Genomic DNA, 18,645 nt, shown 5'->3' on the forward strand with positions numbered 1-18,645 from the left:
ATTACATGAGTAATCCAAAGCAACCCCAGGTAAGTGAAAATGTCAGGCTGGACAAGTGGCTATGGGCTGCCCGCTTCTTTAAAACCCGGGCCCTGGCAAGAGACATGGTTCAGTCGGGAAAAGTTCAATATAACGGCCAGCGGGCGAAACCCGGGCGCAGTGTCGAATGTGGCGCCATGCTCAAAATTCCTGCAGGCTACGATACCAGAGAAATTGAAGTGCTGGGGCTTAGCGATAAACGCTTGGGCGCCGCGCTGGCACAGGAACTTTACAAAGAGACCGAGCAAAGCGTGGCTAAACGTGAAGAAAATCAACAAGCCAGGCAACTCAGTTCGTTCTACAGCCCTAAGCCGGATGGCCGTCCGGATAAAAAACAGCGCCGCGAAATTATCAAACTTAAGCATAGCTAAGTGTCACCACAGGATTAATGTAAACCATGACAAATTTTGATCAATTGCACCGTTTTATTTTCAACCAGGCTAATGTACGCGGTGAAATTGCCCGCCTGGATGACAGTCTTCAACATATCGTACATAGCTACGAGTACCCGGTACAGATACAACAACTGCTAAGTGAAATGGCGGCAGCCACATGTTTGCTCGCCGCTATATTAAAGTTCAAAGGCGAAATTGGTTTGCAAATTCAGGGGCAGGGCGCGTTAAAATATGCAGTGGTCAATGCCACTGATGATCATACCTTGCGCGGCGTGGCCCGCTGGGATGAAGATTTACCTAGTTTGCCCGAAAGTTTCGCAGAGTTAATGGAAAAAGGCGTTCTGGTAATTACTATTACGCCGGAAGATGGCGAACGTTACCAAGGGATGGTGGCGCTGGATAAGCCTACCTTAGCAGAATGCATAGAAGGCTATTTTGCGCAGTCAGAGCAGCTGGCGACCAAGGTTATTTTACGCACTGATCTGAGTGAACCAGAACGCGCGAAAGCTGCCGGCGTGTTACTGCAGGTCATGCCAACCAAGGCCAGCAATACTGATGTGGCCCAGGACACCGGGTTTGAGCATTTGTGTAAACTGACGGAAACGCTGTCCAGTGAAGAGCTGTTTAGCCTGCCGGTAGAAGATATTCTATACCGCCTGTATCACCAGGAAGAGGTAGAAATGTTCGAACCGGCAACGATACAGTTTGCCTGCACGTGCTCGCGTACCCGCAGTGCAGAAGCATTACGCAATGTAGATAAAGCAGAGCTATTGCAAATTGTGGAAGAAGAGGGCGCGGTGAAGATGAATTGTCAGTACTGCCATACCGAATATCGCTTTGACAGTATTGATGTGGAAGCTATCCATGCAGGACGCTTTGAAGATACGGCGACCAAAACCCAATAGCCTTTGGGGAAGTCTGATACAAATTTATGAGGATCGGATAAAACCCTCTTTTAGTTGGGCACGTAGTAAACAATGAACAGTGCTGAGTAATTCACTTTACTGATTGTTGTTCAATCCTTCGTAAATCACTTTCTCATGGTGATATTTGCCCGCCTTTAATCAGGCGGGCTTTTTATTGGTAAGCTGTCGAAGGCCCTGGGTTACCGAACAGCTCACTGCGGTAACTAGCCCTTGCTATGCCTATTCGTACGCGCCGCTGCCGTACGTCAGCTCGTAACTGTGGCTGTATATTTCCAGAATATTACCAAACGGGTCTTCCATATAAATCATCCGGTAGGGTTTTTCACCCGGAAAATAATAACGGGGTTCAGGCATACGACGCTTGCCCCCGGCCTGCTCAATTTTTTCTGCCAGACCTTCCACATCAGGATCCTGAACACAAAAATGGAAAATGCCGGTTTTCCAGTATTCAAAGTTATTATCCGGGTTTTGCTGGCCTTTGAACTGGAAAATTTCTACGCCAATCCGGTCGCCCGTAGATAAGTGGGCAATATTAAATTCTTCCCAGCCGGCGCCGAACACATCGGTACACATCTGGCCTATAGCACTATCATCTTCCTTAATAGTGGTCGGTTTCATAATTAGATACCAGCCCAGCACATCGGTATAAAATTTAACGGCGGCTTCCAAATCAGGCACTGAAAGACCGATATGGCTAAACGTTCTTGGATAAGGTGTAGTCATGGTTACCTCGGCTAATGGTTTAATTCGCCGATAAGGTTACGCCGTCTCCGATAAAATGATAAATTATGGTTTATTGTCATTTTGATAATATAGAGTTATGAAACTTAACCCCGTGTGGCTGGAAACTTTTCGTGTACTGGTAGATAGCGGACACTTTACCCGCACCGCAGAAAAACTGTTCATGACCCAGCCTGGCGTAAGTCAGCATATTAAAAAGCTTGAGCAGGCTTGTGGTTATCTGCTGCTAAAGCGTGAAGGTAAGCGCTTTTCGATCACCGCGCAGGGCGAGCAATTGTACGCCTATATCCAACAGGTAAATGAAGCAGAACAGCAACTATTAGCCCAGCTGGGGGCCGATGATCCCTTCACGGGGCCGTGCCGGATAGCTTGCTCGGGTTCCACCGCAATCCGGCTGTATAAGCATTTACTAACTTTACAGGATAAATATCCTGGCCTGATCATGCACTTACAGGCAGCGCCATACCGAAGCATTCTAGCGGCTATCGCCAGTGGCGAAATTGACTTGGGTATTGTTAACGAAAAGCCTGATTCGTTGCACTTTACCGCCCAACCTGTTGGCCGTGAAGCTATTGCCCTGATGGTGCCGGTAAATCGTCCGCAAGGAGCGCAATCCCTTACCGGATATCTCAGTTCGCTGGGCATGATTCGCCACCCCGACAGCGATTATTATACGTCCTTGTACTTAAGCCATAGCGAGTCAACTTTGTTACGTGAAGTGCCCTTTTCGCGAATCCCCACCAAAGGGTTTATTAATCAGATTCACGATATATTGTTACCCGTGTCCAGCGGCTTGGGGTTTACCATTTTACCGCGCAGCGTATTGCAGGACAGCCCTTACCATAAGGCAATATCGGTAATGGGGAATGTGCCGCTCATCAACGAGCCGCTGTATCTGGTGCATCGTAAAAACCGTGAGCTGCCAGCCCGGTTTGAAACAATTATGCCGTTGCTGGCAAAGCATTTAGCATAAAAAAACGCCGTACAGCGACGGCGTTTTTATGCATATCTCAATGGCAGTTAGCGTTCATCTGAAGGCGCGTAACGTTGCAACCAATGAGCGTAAGGGGCGGGCATTACCCATGACGGGTTGTCTTCAGCCAGTGTTTTTGCGGCAAAATAGGTCCAGTGGGGGTTGGTCAGGTGCATCCGACCTACCATCACAATATCCAACTGGCCTTTCTCGATAGTGTCGTTGGCCAACTCCGGCGTATCGACCCCCCAAGCTGTCGCTACCGGTATATTGGCTTCATTGCGCACCCGTTCAGCCACCGGTGCCAGGAAAGCAGGCCCCCACGGAATAGTGGCATCAGGCGTGTTAAAGCCAATGCTCACACTAACAAAGTCGGCACCTTGTGCTTTAAACTGCTTAATTAGTGCAATCGATTCCGCCTGCGTTTGCTCATCATCGCCATCATATTCGATAACGCCAAAGCGAATGGTCAGGGGTAAATGCTGAGGCCAGACTTCACGCACGGCGTCCAGCGTTTCCAGTAAAAACCGGCCCCGGCCAGCGGCATCGCCACCGTATTCATCGGTACGCTTGTTTGCATGTTTGGAAAAAAAGCTCTGGGCCAGATAACCATGGGCAAAATGCAGTTCAAGCCATTCAAAACCGGCTTCCAGGGCACGCTTAGCACCGTTAACAAAGTCTTGTTTTACTCGCTCAATATCCTGCTTCGACATGGCCTCGGGCGTACGCGACAAATGCGCTCCAAAAGCCTCAGCTGATGGACCGATAGGTTGCCAGGCTTTGGGATCTTCAGCCGGTAGATGATCATCACCTTCCCATGGGCGATTTGCACTGGCTTTGCGCCCTGCATGGGCAATTTGAATACCGGCTACAGCGCCTTGATCCTTAATTCGTTTAGCCAGGTTAGCCAAACCTTCGGTATGTTCTTCTTTCCATATTCCCAGGCAGTTCGGGGTGATACGCCCTTCTGGGGATACCGCCGTGGCCTCAACAATGACCAGCCCGGCGCCACCGCGGGCGAAGGAGGCATAGTTGGCCTCGTGCCACTGGTTGGCGAACCCATCCTCAGAGCTGTACTGGCACATTGGCGGTACGGCTATACGGTTTTTTAATGTAACGTCTTTTAATGAAAAAGAATCAAACAATGCTGACATCTAATACAGTTCCTTAACTAGCTGGTGGGCAACATGGGCCGGTAGTTAAGTACTACCGGCCCCTCTACGGCCATGCTGAAAAGCAGGTTGAGCCTTGCGCCCGTGGCGCGTTAGCAATGGCCGCTATACGTTGCAGTGATGGCCGGAGTTACGCGGCCAGCGTTAATATTTCGCGGGCTTTTGCAAGGTCAATATCGCCATGCTCGCCCAATGAAGTCATGCCATTTTTTTCTAAATTGGCCACAATATCGTTGATGTTGCTTTTGTCTATCTGATAGTCAGACAACCGGGTGTTAACCTGCATGGCTTCAAAAAAGTCCTGTACGGCTTTAATCGTCAAATCAATACGTTTGGCATCCTCTCCTTCGGTAATACCAAAGACGCGTTCGCCAAGTTGTAAAATTTTGGCGCTTTTGTGGTCGCGTTGGACAAACATCAGAGATGGTAAAACAATCGCCAGGGTCTGGGCATGGTCAAGGCTATAAAGCGCTGTAAGTTCATGGCCAATCATATGGGTGGCCCAATCCTGTGGCACACCTTTGCCAATTAAGCCGTTTAGCGCCATCGTGGCAGACCACATAATATTCGCCCGCACGTCATAATCTTGGGGCGTTGCCAATGCTTTAGGGCCTTCACTCACCAGGGTTTGTAAAATACCCTCGGCAAAACGGTCCTGCAGCGGGGCATTGACCGGGTATGTCAGGTATTGCTCAATAACATGGACGAACGCATCGACCACCCCGTTAGATACCTGTCGAGCAGGCAACGAGAAAGTATATTGTGGATCCAATACGGCAAATACCGGCTGCACCTTGTCAGAACCAAACGCCCGCTTTTGCGCAGTTTCCTTACGGTTAACTACAGAGTTGCCATTACTTTCAGAACCGGTCGCAGGCAAGGTTAATACTGCGCCTATGGGCAAAGGCTCACCGAACTCGGCGTCTTTCACTAAAATATCCCATGGGTCGCCAGTAAAATTGACCGCTGCAGCAATAAACTTAGCGCCATCAATAACGCTACCGCCGCCTACTGCCAGGATAAAATTCACCTCATTATCGCGTGCTACCTGCACGGCTTTCATCAGTGTTTCGAATTCTGGGTTGGGCTCAACACCAGCAAACTCTGTTACCACAACGCCGTTTAGCACGCCGGTAACATCAGCGTAAATGCCATTATTTTTGATTGAACCACCGCCATACAAAAACATCACTTTGGCATTTTCAGGCAGACGGGCTGCCACTTCCTGAATCTGATCCTTGCCAAATAAAATTTCGGTACGGTTTTTAAAAGTAAAATTCAACATCGCGCTGCTCCTTAATATACGGTTAACGCAGGTTTGCTCAACCACGGCCAGTGAAGAATACCGTAGACATGCGAGCCCTGTGGCAGGGCAGTCCGGTATCAATAAAACACTATGGTGACCAGTCGTTAATATGATGAGTTGTATCCTAAGCGCATTGCCGGGCAGGCAGAAGTCAGATAAGTTAGGCGCAGGCATAAAAAATCTGATGGCTGCTAATTTGTCCCATTTAACTCAGCTTAAAACCTTCGTTGAAGTGTACCGGTGTGGCAATATCACCCGGGCCGCGGCCAACTTACAAATGTCTCAGCCTGCGGTAACTTCGCATATCCAAACCATGGAAACCGTGATCGGCAAAGAATTGTTCATTCGCCAAGCCCGCGGCGTTGAACCCACTTCGGTAGCGCACGACTTGGCGTTACAGGTCTCCTCACACATTGATATACTGGAACAAAAAGTGGCGTCTATCCGAAGCCGGGCGGCCACGGTTTTTGGCACGCTTAATCTGGCGGGGCCGGCTGAATACCTAAGCTTTGTGGCCGGGCCGCAACTGGCCAACTTACTGCAGGCACAAAAGGTCAATCTGGTTATCCATACCGGCAATAAAAACAATACTTACAGCCTGCTGGAGAATGCCACCGCAGAACTGGCTATCACCGCTTCGGCGCCTGACGCCAGCCGCTACGAATGGCAAATTCTGGACCGCGAAACCCTGCTTTTGGTAATGAACCGGGTCGAGGGCCGGGCGCTGGCTGGCCAACCGCTAAGTGCTGAATTACTTAGCCAGTACAAGGTAGTGGCCTATGATGAGCAGTTGCCGCTGATACGGCATTATTTTCATGCAGTATTCAATGCTACCTGTAATTCTCAGGTTACCGCTGTATGTCCGGATATTCGGGCCCTGGCAAGTATTGTACGCTCGGGGATTGGCTATACTGTATTGCCCGATTATCTTTGCAAAGACGCTATCCGGGCTGGGGAGTTAATCGAACTGGGGGAGCCGGGGCCACAAAATAATGTGTATCTGGTGTGGAAAAAGGGGGCGCTTAAGCACCCCCGGGTAGCTTTTGCCAAAGATGTCATTATGGCTTTTGCTAATATTAACTATTTAACCGGCACCAGCTGAGGTTACCGGAATCGCCGCTTTCTGGCGCATTTTGATATGTTGGAGCTTGTCTTGTGCGTTTGCGCACCAGTAGCATTGTGTTTGGGGCGCTTTGACCAGGGCTTTTACAAAACTTTGTTTCGCAGCTTCAAGGTGGCCGGCGGCCAGTTGCGCTTCGCCCAGACTATCCCATAAGTTACCATCTTCGGCAAAGCGCTCAACATTCAGTTTTAACACGCTTATGGCGCGCTCAGTTTTACCGGCATCAAGTAATGTAAGTCCAGCCCGGTTTAATACGTAGCGTTCACTTATTTGCTGACTGAACTTCTCGGCTATGGTCTTTGCTAACGTCGGGGCAGGCCCTTTATAAGCCATAGCAAACGCCAACACCTGGGTTACCGGGCCTGGGGCAAAGGCGGGCGGGTTGAACACATCATCAAACAGCATCAGTTCAATATTTTCGCTTACTGCGGGTGTATCTTTCATCAGCGCATTGGACGCATATAAAATGGCCAGGTCATCGTCCGGTAACCATCTAAAGTCGAAGTAGTAAACCCCATTTGAGCCATTGTGGCCTATCATTTTATTGCCTCGGGGAGAGGAAAAAATACTCCAGCCGTAGCCATAACTCTGGTTACGTTCGGCGTTTTCTACTACATGCCGGGTAGTCAGTAGTTCTACCTGCGCCTCGCTCAGTACTACATGGTTGCGTAGCGCCAGATACCAATTGTACATATCGTCAATTGACGAGATTATCCCGCCGTTGCCTTTTAATGCCCAACTGACCTGCCCATCCGCCTTGTAACGCGACAGTGTGGTGGGGGTCATGACCACCCCGGATTTATAGCCCGCGGCGGTTACACTGGAGGAAGCATCAAAGGCCAGATACCCGGTGTGCATCATCCCAGCCGGCCGAAACAGCAAGGTTTGTAGGACGCGTTCGTAGTCGTCATCGGCCACCAGCTCAATAATTCTGGCCAGCAAGCTATAGCCAACATTAGAGTAATGAAATTGTTCGCCGGGGGCCGCACGCAATGGCGTCGCCATTAGCCGGTTAAAAAAGGCAGTGGTACCAATATGTTCGAAATCGCCCACGCCAAGTCCTGCAGGCAATCCCGACGTATGGGTAAGCAACTGGTGTACGGTGATGCTTTGTTTATCGTGGGGGACTTTCGGGAAAAAGCGCGCTAAGGTGTCATTGACGCTTAGTTTTTGCTGGTCTTGCAGCATGATAATCGCGGCTGCGGTAAACTGCTTAGTAACCGAGCCAATATCAAACAGGGTGGCGGTCGTAATGGGAATATCCGAATTACGCACGGCATTACCATAGCCTTTTTTAAGCACGATATGATTACCGTTGGCCACCATAACCGCACCGGAAAAACCCTGCGTTATGCTACGCCCCAGGTAATTATCGATACGCTCAATAGCCCAGTTTTCACCCTTACGGGGGGCCTGAGCCGCAGCGCTGGAAAGCGCCAGTACCATTAATACTGCTACCCAACCGACCTTATTCATGCCTACTCCTGTTGAAACACGGGCTAGCAAAACCCGCCATAGACCAGCAACGATATCACAGGTTACTGAGGAAGATGCTTACGGCATCGTATTACGTCTATTTTACACCGGTATGGGGCACTATGGCGACAGTTACGCAGGGTAGATAATGATTGCTGGCAGGTAACAGTTGCCGCAACCGTCAAAACTATGCTTAACTCCCAGCCTGAGAACTCTGCTACTTACTATTCAAACAACAACATACCTACAACGAGTTCCTGCCAATCTGTGCACTATCTTTAGCCAAACCAAGGGAGCATCTATGAGCCGCAGGCCAATGACGATTGTGATTTTCAGCGGTTTTTTTCTGCTGGGTATGTTGTTTATTATGTGGGGCATTTTACTGCCTGACATTGCTGCAGATATGGCGATGTCTGAGCTGGTCAGCGGGGCGTTTTTCCTGCTGTTTTCGCTGGGTATGATGCTGGGCGCTATTATTGGCGGGAAGTATGTTAGCCGGTTCGATTTTCTTACTTTGCTTACCTGGCTATGTATCACTGATGCCGTTTTGCTGTTTATTATGGCGTTACTGCAAGACAAGGTCAGCTTGCTTATCGCGGCGTTCGCAGTAGGTATTGTCAGTTCCAGTATTATTACTATTGGGCATACGCTGATCGCCAGGCTCTACGCACAAAAACGTTTCGCCATGATGGGTATCATGGATTTCATGTTTAGCCTGGGCACCTTCGCGGCATCGTTTTATGTCACCCTTATTTACACCGTGGTACATGACTGGCGTTGGCCCATCCGTATAGTCACGGTGTTGTTACTGGTTCTTGCGCTGTATACGCATTTTGCTGCGCGTTCCCAAAAGAAGTTGCTAAAAGATACGCCCAAAGAACCCGTGGTGACCCTGCGCTATGGCGATATTATCCGCCAGCCGGTATTTTTACTGCTGGCGCTGGTCAGTTTTGGGTATGGCGCGCTGGAGTTTGGTAATGCTAACTGGTTTGTTAGTTATGCTCAGCAGGGCGTGGGCTTTAGTGGTGATGACTCACGGTATTTGCTGGCCTTTTTTACCGCCGGCATGGTGATAAGTCGTCTGATTTTTGCCTATTTTCTTCGTTTCTTCAGTATTCACCGGCTGACTGTGATTATGGCAACGCTAAGCCTGGCCGGGGCGCTGGGCATAAAAGTTGCCGATACCTTTATGCTTATTGGTAGTGCGAATTTGTTACTGGGTTTAGGGCTGGGCGGCCTGTTTCCGCTGGTGCTGTCTTCCGCAATGAATATAGCGCCGGAAAAAGGCCCGGTTTTATCCGGTATCACTATTATCGGAAATTCGTTTGGCGTCCAGGTGTCTTCTTTTGCTACCGGCGTATGGGCTAACTTCGCGCCCCTGACCATCGCGTTTTGGGTGATACCAATGGCTGCAGTGTGGATGTGGGGGGCGGCTTGGTTTTATTCACGTCAGCTCAAAACCATCAACTTATCGGCTAGCCAGGACACGGCTTAAGCAGGCAGCCAAAACTCGGCAATCAGGCCTTGTTGAGGGTGGTTGCGCAGCGTAATGTCACCATTGTGGCTATTAACAATACGTCGTGTGATAGCCAGCCCCAACCCCGAGCCGGTACTGCCACGGGCGCTATCGGCCTGGGTAAACGGTAAAAACATGGCATGCAGGGTGTCTTCCGCTATACCACTGCCGAAGTCACGCACTTTACAATACACCCGCTTTTTATTGGCATCGTAAAAACTGGTAACGGTTATTTTATCGCTGCCATAGCGAAATGCGTTTTCAATCAGGTTATCCAGTACCCGTTTAATGGCGGTTCGGCCCAGCATTATCAGCGGCAAGGGGGTTAGTTTAAGCTCAATATGATGACTTTCTTCTATATGCCGGGCCTGGGTAAGTTCGCGGATTAATGCGTTTAAGTCACTAGGCTCTTGCTGGCCGATCGTATCCATTCGAGCATAGTCAATAAACTGGTCGATAATCGCGTTCATATCTTCAATATCATTGACGATACCTTCGCGTATCCAGTCACTTTCTTCTGGCAACATTTCTGTGGCCAGGCGGATGCGCGTCAGCGGCGTGCGTAAGTCGTGGGAGATGCCTGCCGTCATCACCGTGCGATCCTGCTCCAGTTGCGCAATGCCCTGATTCATTCGGTTAAACGCTCGGGTTACTTCAATAATCTCACTGCTGCCCTGCTCGCTCAGCGGGGGGGAATTTGTCCTTTACCAACCTGTAGTGCGGCGCGCTGCAACGCATGCAAGGGCCGGTTCAGCCGGCGTACGAACAGCCATCCACCTAAAACACTTAAAATACCAATAACCATCAAATAAATTGTCAGCGGGGAAACATTTGCTTCAGCCCAGCCAGTTAAGGGAATACTGAGCCAGATATCCGGATGGGTCGATAGCGAGATCCACACCCGATAAGGGCGATTTACGTTTTCATCAGCAGCCGGGGTACTGATTCTTACATCTGTCTTTTGTTGTAGCTGGGCGGAGACCTGATTAGACATAAACCGGTAACTGGTGGCATCAGCCAGCCCCTGGTTCAACGCCTGTTGCTGGGTGAGTATGCCTATGCCTGTGGCCTCGCTGTAAGCCCGCTTCACGGCTTTTGAACTTTGCAGTACATCTTTGGCCAGCATGCTTTGCACCTGGGTGGCCAGTAAGCTGTTTATCTGGGCAGAGGTAGGGCGTATAAAATAATAGGTAACCGATAGATAGGACACCACCTGGTTTATTAGCAGTAAGAGGCCAATCAGCAATACAGTTTGGCCAAATGCACTTTTAGGAAGTAATCGCATGCTTATAGCCGAGCCCCCTCAGGCCTGGGTTTCGCCGTCAGGTACAAAGACGTAGCCTAAACCCCATACGGTTTGAATATAACGCGGGCTGGTAGGGTCTTTTTCTAACATTCGGCGTAACCGCGACACCTGCACATCAATACTGCGTTCCAGAGCACTGTAGTCGCGTCCCCGGGCCAGGTTCATAAGTTTATCCCGCGATAACGGCTCGCGGGGATGCGTAACCAATGATTTAAGTACGGCAAATTCGCCGCTGGTAAGCGATAACGGTTTACCGGCGTCCGACATCTCACGGGTGGCCAGGTTAAGCCGGTAGCTACCAAATTCAACTATTTGCTCTCCCCGGGCCGGGGCCCCCGGAGCATCATTGATTTTGCGGCGTAAAACAGCCTTGGTGCGGGCCAATAACTCGCGAGGGTTAAATGGCTTGGGAAGGTAGTCGTCGGCGCCCATTTCCAACCCGATGATGCGGTCGACCTCATCGCCTTTCGCGGTCAGCATGATGATAGGAAGCTCGTTTTGCGACTGTCGCAGGCGTCGGCAAATAGAGAGCCCATCTTCGCCGGGTAACATCAAGTCCAGCACCATCAGGTGAAAATTTTCACGTTCCAGCAACCGGTCCATTTGTTCGGCGTTGGCAGCACTGCGTACCTGATACCCTTGTTCAACCAGATAGCGTTCGAGCAAGGCCCGCAGCCGCATGTCATCATCAACAACCAGTATTTTCGAGGTTTCCTGACCCATAGTGTGTTACCCGCTTTTTTCTTTCACTATAACCACAAACCAGCGTTGCTCCAATGTTTTAGCGCAACGCTGGGGGATCGGGAGTGTTACAAATGTTGTCAGTCAGTTATAAAGCTAATGGGGAAACTACCAACACCATGCCATAACCTGCCAGGTAGGCCAGTAACAGTAAGGCACTAAACTTACTGTAAGTGGCAAAGGTTAACCCCTTCACTTTACTCATGGTAACGATGCCTGCGGCAGAGCCGATGACCAACAACGAACCGCCCACGCCGACGGCATAGGTCAGGCCCATCCACTGGGTGGTGGTCATGGTAATGTTTGCTTTCAACAGGGCGGCGGTCAGCGGCACGTTGTCAATCATCGACGATAAAATGCCCATTATCAGGTTGGCATAAATAGGATCAAACAGACTGTATATCTGCAGTAGCGCATCCAGCGCTTCAATATGCTGCAACATGCCCACCAGCAGCAGTACGCCTAAGAAGAACAGCAAGGTATCGAATTCAATCAACCGAATGTAATCCAGAATAGGATCGTCGTCCTTTTCCTCACCCATAAACGTGGCGATTAAAAACATCACTGCCATACCAGCTAAAAACGACAGCATAGGAGGGATAGCGAAAAAGACATTACCTAGCAGGGTACACACTATAGTCAGCAGAAATGCCGCCGCAATAACATAGTCCACCGGGTTGGTCTGGTGATGTACTTTGCGAATTTTAACCACCCCTGACAGGCCAAAGCTCAGGCAGGTAGCCAGCAACATCACGGCGACAAAAGAGGGCAGTATAAGCACCAGGAGTTGGGTAATGGTTACTTTACCCTCTAGAAATATCATTAAGGTGGTAACATCGCCAGTGATCAAGGATACCCCGCCTGAATTCACCGCAAAAACCACCAACACCGCAAACCGTAGTGTTTGATTAAGGGGGAGACCTAACGACAGAACTAATGCTACCGACACCAGTGTGGCGGTTATATTGTCGGCCAGGGAGGAAAAGCAGAAGCTGAACAGGGCTGTGGCAAACAGCAACTTTTTCAGGCTGATTTTGCCAGGCATAATCAGATTGAGCATGTTTTCAATCAGACCTTTGCGATTTAAATAGGCCACAAAGGTCATCGCGGCGACCAGGAATAACCACAACGACGAAATTTCTGTGATGTTGTGCTCCAGGCTCTCCTGCACTAACGGCAACTGCGCTGCCGATGCATCAATAAACAGTAAAATCCACGCCAATGTACCAAAAAACAAGGTGGTTTTAGCCTTATTTACGTGTATTACTTCTTCAAATACAACACCCGCCAATGCCAACACGGCAAGGGCAATAAGAACATAATCTAGCATAGGGGGTAACCCGGAAAAAGGAAGGCGGCAATGGTACGCCGAGCAGCGCACAATAGCAGGTATTGTGCGTTGAAATTACAGGTATTTTCGCCGTATTTCCCGGGCTTAAAAGAGGCCTGTGATAAAGGCTAATAGGGTGTGAAAACGGTGTTGTATACGACGCGCAAAGGTTAACCAAAAGGCAACAAAGGCCGTGACTTAATCGGTGCTTATCCAGTCCATCTGATGGCCCGCCCGACGCTTTTTATCCAATATTTCTTCAATCAATGGAGTGAGGATAAGCTCCATGGCCAGGCCCATTTTGCCACCCGGTACCACCAGGGTATTGATACGCGACATAAAAGAGCCATCAATCATCTGCAACAGATAAGGGAAATTCACATTGCGCATTTCACGACGAAAACGCACCACCACAAAACTTTCGTCCTGCGAGGGAATTTCGCGGGCGCTAAACGGGTTAGATGTATCCACCGTAGGGACACGCTGAAAATTGACATGGGTACGCGAAAACTGTGGCGTAATATAATGAAAATAATCATCCAGCCCACGTACAATGCTACTCATTACCGCTTCGCGGGAATGGCCGCGATCAGTGGTGTCGCGCACTATTTTCTGAATCCATTCCAAATTTACTATCGGCACCATGCCTACCAGCAAGTCAACGCACTGGGCAACATCGTTATCTTCGGTTTTCACGCCGCCATGTAAGCCTTCGTAAAAAAGCAGATCTGTATTTTGCGGTAATTCCTGCCAAGGCGTAAAAGTGCCTGGCATCTGGTTAAACGGCACCGCTTCATCGAAGGTATGCAAATACTGTCGGTACTGGCCCTGACCAGTTTGGGCATACTCGGTGAACAATGACTCGAGTAAATCAAAGTCATTCGCTTTGGGGCCAAAATAACTAATATGACGGCCCTGCTCCTGGGCTTTGCGAATTTCTACTTCCATTTCTGGCCGGGTAAACCGGTGGAAGCTGTCACCGCCAACTACCGCTGCATTGACATTCAGGTTTCTGAAAATGTGTCGTATTGCATTGGTGGTGGTGGTCGTGCCGGCACCGGATGAACCCGTGATGGCAATAATAGGATGTTTTACAGACATACGGTTTGTTGTGCTCGAAGCCGGACCCTAGTTATAAGCTGGCTGAGGCGATTAATCAAGAGCCTGCCTAAATAGGGAGTTGAATAAAATAGCTGCTAAAAGGCATGAAAATGCCAGCAAACTGGCCTGTAGATAGCTTTTTAAAGCGATGGCAGAAATATTACTAATATCATATGTAAGGGATAAACTAGCAGAGGAAAGTTGGTTTTCCTCTGCTTCACCCTGCTGGGCACTATGCCTGACTTTCCCGGGCAATCGCGCGATGTGCAATATCTGTTCTGAAGTAAACGTCTTGCCAGTTGATACAGTTAACCAACGCATAGGCGTGTTGTTGTGCTGCAGTGACATTTGGCCCCAATGCGGTAGCACATAACACCCGGCCACCACTGGTCACAATCGCGTCCTGCTGCAGGCTGGTGCCGGCATGAAAAATTTTGCCATCCAGTTTAGCCGCCGCATCCAACCCGCTGATCACGGCGCCCTTCTCGTAGCTTCCCGGATAACCACCGGCCGCTAATACCACACCGACCGCCGCACGCTCATCAAACTCAATTTGCTGGCCGGCCAACTCGCCTTTGCTGGCCGCCAGGCACAGCGCTACCAGATCGGACTGCAAACGCAGCATAATGGGCTGGGTTTCGGGGTCGCCAAAACGGCAATTATATTCAATTACCTTTGGGGTGCCATCCGCCATTATCATCAGGCCAGCGTACAGAAAGCCTTTGTAGGGATAACCCTCCTCAGCCATACCTTGCACGGTAGGTAAAATAACTTCGTCCATTACCCGCTGGTGAATTTGCGGCGTTACCACGGGAGCGGGAGAGTATGCGCCCATTCCACCGGTGTTAGGGCCACTGTCGCCGTTGGCAGCACGCTTGTGATCCTGACTGGTAGCGAAAGGCAGTACATTTTTACCGTCCACCATCACAATAAAAGAAGCTTCTTCACCATCCAGGTACTCTTCAATCACGACCCGACTACCTGCCTCGCCAAAGGCGTTGCCAGCCAGCATGTCGCGAATAGCAGCTTCTGCTTCTGCCAATGTCATGGCCACAATCACGCCTTTACCTGCGGCTAAGCCATCTGCCTTAACCACAATTGGCGCGCCTTTTTCCTGCACATAGGCCAGGGCGGGCTCAATTTCGGTAAAGTTTTGATAGTCCGCGGTAGGAATAGCCTGACGCGCCAGAAAATCCTTAGTGAATGCTTTCGAACCCTCTAGTTGAGCGGCTGCTTGAGACGGCCCGAAAATGGGCTGACCAGCTGCCTCGAAAGCATCGACTACACCTGCTACCAGCGGCGCTTCAGGGCCAACAATAGTCAGTCCCACCTGGTTTTGTTGAGCAAAGTTAAGCAGCCCATCAATATCAGTGGCTGCAATATCGACATTTTGTAAACCGGTTTCGGTTGCGGTGCCAGCATTCCCCGGCGCCACAAATACGGTCTTGACCAAAGTAGACTGGGCGGCTTTCCAGCTTAGCGCATGTTCGCGGCCACCGCCGCCAATAACAAGTACATTCATTCAACGTGTTCCGTTATTTTGGTTTAACAAATTTAAGGGTCATACGGTTACTCTCACCAATGGCCAGATATTTATCCTGGTCCTGATCGTTAAGCCGAAGCGAGGGGGGTAAAGTCCAGACCCCTTTGGGGTGATCAGAGGTATCCAGCGGGTTGGCGTTAATCGCGCTTTCTGCTTCAAGCTTAAAACCAGCCGCTTCAGCCGCTTTCACAACCACCGATTTTTTCATGTAACCGCTTTTTTCCATTTGGCCATCGGCGTAGGATTCAGGAAGTTGGTGTTCTACCAGTCCCAACACCCCGCCAGGCTTCAAGGCTTTAAAAAACGCGTTAAAAGCGTTACTCATACCGTCTTCGCCAGCGTTAAAATACCAGTTATGCACGTTACGAAAGGTCAAGACGACATCAGCACTACCTGGCTTGGCGATATCCAGGGCATCAGTGGGGTCAAAAGCGGTAATTTGAATACCTTTGTAGGGGGCGTGCTCGGCTACTTTTTGCTTAAACTGGCTAAGGGATTCGCGGTAATAATCGCGGGTGTCACTGTCTACATGAAAATGGGCGGCAATCAACTGGCCATCCTTGCCTACTAGCGGTGCCAGAATATCTGTATACCAACCGCCGCCGGGCCATATTTCGACGACTGTATCCGAGGGCTCAACGCCAAAGAATCGTAAGGTTTGTTGCGGATTACGAAATTCATCCCGTAGTTTTGCGTCGGCAGAGCGGTGCTCGCTTTTTACTGCATCACTAATGGGGTCGGCAACGGCGGCCGAAGCTACTGACATTGCCAGCACAGAAGCGGCAACTAAACGCATGGTGTGTTTCATGGTTATTCCTTATCTTATTGTCATGATAAAAAGTAGCCCCCAGATACTGCCCTTTTCTAAGCGCGTGTCCAAGAGTAACCTACCCAGCGTTTGGGTAAAAGCACGTAGTGGGCTTTACCCCACTACGTGTCATCGCACAATAATGATTTAACCATGCAGCTATTTAATGGCGGAAGTGGCGCATACCGGTAAATACCATGGCAATGCCATGTTCATCGGCTGCATCAATCACTTCCTGATCACGCATTGAACCGCCTGGCTGAATAACCGCTTTAATGCCAGCCGCGGCCGCGGCATCAATACCATCCCGGAACGGGAAGAAGGCATCAGATGCCATCACCGAGCCGGCTACCTGCAGATGCTCATCGCTGGCTTTGATGCCCGCAATTTTCGCCGAATATACCCGGCTCATCTGGCCGGCCCCAACGCCTATTGTCATGCCATCTTTGCAGTAAACGATGGCGTTTGATTTAACATACTTGGCTACTTTCCAGCAAAACATCAGATCGCGTAGTTCGTTTTCATCCGGCTGGCGTTTGGTAACCACCTGAAGATCGTCTGTCTCTACCATACCAAAATCGCGTTCCTGAACTAATAACCCGCCATTAACCCGTTTAAGGTCGTAACCTTCGGTAAGCTGTCCGTGCCAGTCGCCACAAGCTAGTAGGCGAACATTTTTCTTCGCTGCCACGATGCTTAGGGCTTCTTCATCTACTGACGGGGCGATAATCACTTCAACGAACTGCTGCTCTACGATGGCCTGGGCAGTCTGCGCATCCAGCGCACGATTGAACGCGATAATGCCACCAAATGCGGACGTCGGGTCTGTTTTAAAGGCCCGGTCATAGGCACTTAAGATATTCTCACCGATCGCCACGCCGCACGGATTAGCATGTTTGACAATAACACAGGCTGGCTCTTCAAACTCTTTCACACATTCTAAGGCGGCGTCAGTATCGGCGATATTATTAAACGACAGTTCCTTACCCTGCAGCTGGGTAGCCGTTGCTACGGACGCTTCAAGAATGTCATTTTCTACGTAAAACGCGGCAGCCTGGTGGCTGTTTTCGCCGTAGCGTAAGTCCTGTTTTTTCGCCATTTGCAAATTGATGGTACGAGGGAATTCACTGTGGTGATGGGTACAGTCATCAGCACATTCCACTGAATCAATCCGTGCACCAAAGTAATTGGCTATCATGCCGTCATATTGCGCGGTATGCTCAAATGCTTTAATCGCCAGGTCAAAACGGGTTTGATAGGTGAGTGAACCAGTGTGTTCGCTCATTTCTTCCAGCACGCGATGGTAGTCGTCAGCGTTAACTACAATGGTAACATCTTTATGGTTTTTGGCGGCAGCACGCATCATTGTGGGCCCGCCAATATCGATATTTTCGATGGCGTCTTCTAATGTGCATGCTTCGTTGGCTACGGTGGCGGCAAACGGATACAAATTAACTACAACCAAATCAATAGGGGCAATCTCATTTTGCGCCATCACACTTTCGTCCTGCCCGCGGCGGCCCAGAATTCCACCATGAATCTTAGGATGTAGCGTTTTAACTCGACCATCCATAATTTCAGGATGTCCGGTATGGTCAGATACTTCGGTGACAGGTAAACCTGCCTGGCTGAGTAGTTTAGCGGTACCGCCAGTAGATAACAGCTCTACGCCACCCTGATGCAGGGCTTCGGCAAATTCAACAATACCGGTTTTATCAGAAACACTTAATAGTGCGCGTTTAATAGGTTTTGGTGTGTGCATAGTGGTGTCTTGCTAATTTGATAGAGTGTGAAACAAAAAGAGCACCGTTAGAAGGTGCTCTTTGGTTGGGCTAAGCCCGTCGAATTTTAGTTCATGCCGTACTGTTTAAGCTTCTTGCGAAGCGTACCGCGGTTAATGCCCATCATGATAGCCGCGCGGGTTTGGTTGCCGCGGGTGTAAGTCATGACTTCTTCCAGCAGCGGTGCTTCGACCTCGGCCAGCACCAGTTCATATAAGTTATCGATGTTCGCGTTGTCGAGTTGCTTCAGGTATTTGTTTACCGCCTGCTTTACAGAATCACGCAGCGGCTTTTGAGCTTGTGTTTGAGAAGGCGTTGTTACTGTCGTAGTAAAGGGTGAAGTCACATTTTGATCGAACATAATACTT

16 protein-coding genes and 1 pseudogene are annotated in these 18,645 nt (G+C 49.8%); 5 read left to right on the plus strand and 12 right to left on the minus strand.

Features of this window, described 5'->3' with window-relative positions; all coding sequences use genetic code 11:
- Positions 1-5: 5 nt before the first annotated feature.
- On the plus strand, positions 6-410 hold the full coding sequence (gene hslR / locus D0Y50_RS00730) for a ribosome-associated heat shock protein Hsp15 (RefSeq protein ID WP_108567749.1): 405 nt from the start codon (positions 6-8) through the stop codon (positions 408-410).
- A gap of 26 nt (positions 411-436) precedes the next feature.
- Positions 437-1,339 (plus strand): Hsp33 family molecular chaperone HslO, encoded by a 903-nt coding sequence (gene hslO / locus D0Y50_RS00735; RefSeq protein WP_117315012.1) that lies wholly within the window; start codon positions 437-439, stop codon positions 1,337-1,339.
- A 240-nt stretch (positions 1,340-1,579) separates the two neighbouring features.
- Here hslO and D0Y50_RS00740 read toward each other — a convergent pair whose 3' ends face one another.
- On the minus strand, positions 1,580-2,083 hold the full coding sequence (locus D0Y50_RS00740; RefSeq protein WP_108567751.1) for a lactoylglutathione lyase family protein: 504 nt from the start codon (positions 2,081-2,083) through the stop codon (positions 1,580-1,582).
- Positions 2,084-2,180: 97 nt separating this feature from the next.
- Between D0Y50_RS00740 and D0Y50_RS00745 the strand changes: the two genes are divergently transcribed.
- The gene (locus D0Y50_RS00745; RefSeq protein WP_108567752.1) at positions 2,181-3,074 is read left to right on the plus strand and encodes a LysR family transcriptional regulator; all 894 of its coding nucleotides are present in this window, start codon (positions 2,181-2,183) and stop codon (positions 3,072-3,074) included.
- A gap of 47 nt (positions 3,075-3,121) precedes the next feature.
- Here D0Y50_RS00745 and D0Y50_RS00750 read toward each other — a convergent pair whose 3' ends face one another.
- Together D0Y50_RS00750 and D0Y50_RS00755 are read right to left on the minus strand one after the other, a co-directional pair.
- Positions 3,122-4,228 (minus strand): NADH:flavin oxidoreductase/NADH oxidase, encoded by a 1,107-nt coding sequence (locus tag D0Y50_RS00750; RefSeq protein WP_117315014.1) that lies wholly within the window; start codon positions 4,226-4,228, stop codon positions 3,122-3,124.
- Positions 4,229-4,376: 148 nt separating this feature from the next.
- Positions 4,377-5,531, minus strand: coding sequence for an iron-containing alcohol dehydrogenase (locus D0Y50_RS00755; protein WP_117315016.1), 1,155 nt, complete (start codon positions 5,529-5,531; stop codon positions 4,377-4,379).
- Between the two features lie 217 nt (positions 5,532-5,748).
- Here D0Y50_RS00755 and D0Y50_RS00760 point away from each other — a divergent pair, with 217 nt between their 5' ends.
- Entirely contained in the window at positions 5,749-6,654 is a 906-nt protein-coding gene (locus tag D0Y50_RS00760) for a LysR family transcriptional regulator (protein ID WP_108567813.1), read from the plus strand.
- On the opposite strand, the gene D0Y50_RS00765 is transcribed toward D0Y50_RS00760, so the two are convergent.
- The gene (locus D0Y50_RS00765) at positions 6,637-8,151 is read right to left on the minus strand and encodes a serine hydrolase domain-containing protein (RefSeq protein WP_108567755.1); all 1,515 of its coding nucleotides are present in this window, start codon (positions 8,149-8,151) and stop codon (positions 6,637-6,639) included. The two genes, D0Y50_RS00760 and D0Y50_RS00765, sit on opposite strands and share 18 nt — an antisense overlap.
- Positions 8,152-8,452: 301 nt before the next feature.
- Here D0Y50_RS00765 and D0Y50_RS00770 point away from each other — a divergent pair, with 301 nt between their 5' ends.
- On the plus strand, positions 8,453-9,646 hold the full coding sequence (locus D0Y50_RS00770) for an MFS transporter (RefSeq protein ID WP_117315018.1): 1,194 nt from the start codon (positions 8,453-8,455) through the stop codon (positions 9,644-9,646).
- Here D0Y50_RS00770 and envZ read toward each other — a convergent pair.
- The 8 genes and pseudogenes from envZ to fis form a co-directional block, all read right to left on the minus strand.
- Positions 9,643-10,952, minus strand: a pseudogene (gene envZ / locus D0Y50_RS00775) (two-component system sensor histidine kinase EnvZ). The gene D0Y50_RS00770 and the pseudogene envZ overlap by 4 nt on opposite strands.
- An 18-nt stretch (positions 10,953-10,970) precedes the next feature.
- Complete coding sequence (ompR, locus tag D0Y50_RS00780; RefSeq protein ID WP_108567758.1) at positions 10,971-11,696, minus strand: osmolarity response regulator transcription factor OmpR; 726 nt, start codon at positions 11,694-11,696, stop codon at positions 10,971-10,973.
- 106 nt (positions 11,697-11,802) lie between these two features.
- Positions 11,803-13,044, minus strand: a complete 1,242-nt coding sequence (nhaD, locus tag D0Y50_RS00785) for a sodium:proton antiporter NhaD (protein ID WP_117315021.1) — start codon at positions 13,042-13,044, stop codon at positions 11,803-11,805.
- Positions 13,045-13,242: 198 nt separating this feature from the next.
- Positions 13,243-14,145, minus strand: coding sequence for a phosphoribulokinase (locus D0Y50_RS00790; RefSeq protein ID WP_108567760.1), 903 nt, complete (start codon positions 14,143-14,145; stop codon positions 13,243-13,245).
- A 232-nt stretch (positions 14,146-14,377) separates the two neighbouring features.
- The gene (purD, locus tag D0Y50_RS00795) at positions 14,378-15,667 is read right to left on the minus strand and encodes a phosphoribosylamine--glycine ligase (RefSeq protein ID WP_117315023.1); all 1,290 of its coding nucleotides are present in this window, start codon (positions 15,665-15,667) and stop codon (positions 14,378-14,380) included.
- Between the two features lie 13 nt (positions 15,668-15,680).
- A complete protein-coding gene (locus D0Y50_RS00800) occupies positions 15,681-16,496 on the minus strand; it encodes a class I SAM-dependent methyltransferase (RefSeq protein WP_117315025.1) in 816 nt (271 codons plus the stop codon).
- 163 nt (positions 16,497-16,659) lie between these two features.
- Positions 16,660-18,258, minus strand: a complete 1,599-nt coding sequence (purH, locus tag D0Y50_RS00805; RefSeq protein ID WP_117315027.1) for a bifunctional phosphoribosylaminoimidazolecarboxamide formyltransferase/IMP cyclohydrolase — start codon at positions 18,256-18,258, stop codon at positions 16,660-16,662.
- 86 nt (positions 18,259-18,344) lie between these two features.
- Positions 18,345-18,638 (minus strand): DNA-binding transcriptional regulator Fis, encoded by a 294-nt coding sequence (gene fis / locus D0Y50_RS00810; RefSeq protein WP_018982332.1) that lies wholly within the window; start codon positions 18,636-18,638, stop codon positions 18,345-18,347.
- Positions 18,639-18,645: the final 7 nt, after the last annotated feature.

This window comes from Salinimonas sediminis (assembly GCF_003429285.1).
GTDB lineage: Bacteria > Pseudomonadota > Gammaproteobacteria > Enterobacterales > Alteromonadaceae > Alteromonas > Alteromonas indica.

Coding starts and splice junctions, on each gene's coding strand:
- hslR (WP_108567749.1), top strand. CDS start 6: ATGAGTAATCCAAAGCAACCCCAGGTAAGTGAAAATGTCAGGCTGGAC.
- hslO (WP_117315012.1), top strand. CDS start 437: ATGACAAATTTTGATCAATTGCACCGTTTTATTTTCAACCAGGCTAAT.
- D0Y50_RS00740 (WP_108567751.1), bottom strand. CDS start 2,083: ATGACTACACCTTATCCAAGAACGTTTAGCCATATCGGTCTTTCAGTG.
- D0Y50_RS00745 (WP_108567752.1), top strand. CDS start 2,181: ATGAAACTTAACCCCGTGTGGCTGGAAACTTTTCGTGTACTGGTAGAT.
- D0Y50_RS00750 (WP_117315014.1), bottom strand. CDS start 4,228: ATGTCAGCATTGTTTGATTCTTTTTCATTAAAAGACGTTACATTAAAA.
- D0Y50_RS00755 (WP_117315016.1), bottom strand. CDS start 5,531: ATGTTGAATTTTACTTTTAAAAACCGTACCGAAATTTTATTTGGCAAG.
- D0Y50_RS00765 (WP_108567755.1), bottom strand. CDS start 8,151: ATGAATAAGGTCGGTTGGGTAGCAGTATTAATGGTACTGGCGCTTTCC.
- D0Y50_RS00770 (WP_117315018.1), top strand. CDS start 8,453: ATGAGCCGCAGGCCAATGACGATTGTGATTTTCAGCGGTTTTTTTCTG.
- ompR (WP_108567758.1), bottom strand. CDS start 11,696: ATGGGTCAGGAAACCTCGAAAATACTGGTTGTTGATGATGACATGCGG.
- nhaD (WP_117315021.1), bottom strand. CDS start 13,044: ATGCTAGATTATGTTCTTATTGCCCTTGCCGTGTTGGCATTGGCGGGT.
- D0Y50_RS00790 (WP_108567760.1), bottom strand. CDS start 14,145: ATGTCTGTAAAACATCCTATTATTGCCATCACGGGTTCATCCGGTGCC.
- purD (WP_117315023.1), bottom strand. CDS start 15,667: ATGAATGTACTTGTTATTGGCGGCGGTGGCCGCGAACATGCGCTAAGC.
- D0Y50_RS00800 (WP_117315025.1), bottom strand. CDS start 16,496: ATGAAACACACCATGCGTTTAGTTGCCGCTTCTGTGCTGGCAATGTCA.
- purH (WP_117315027.1), bottom strand. CDS start 18,258: ATGCACACACCAAAACCTATTAAACGCGCACTATTAAGTGTTTCTGAT.
- fis (WP_018982332.1), bottom strand. CDS start 18,638: ATGTTCGATCAAAATGTGACTTCACCCTTTACTACGACAGTAACAACG.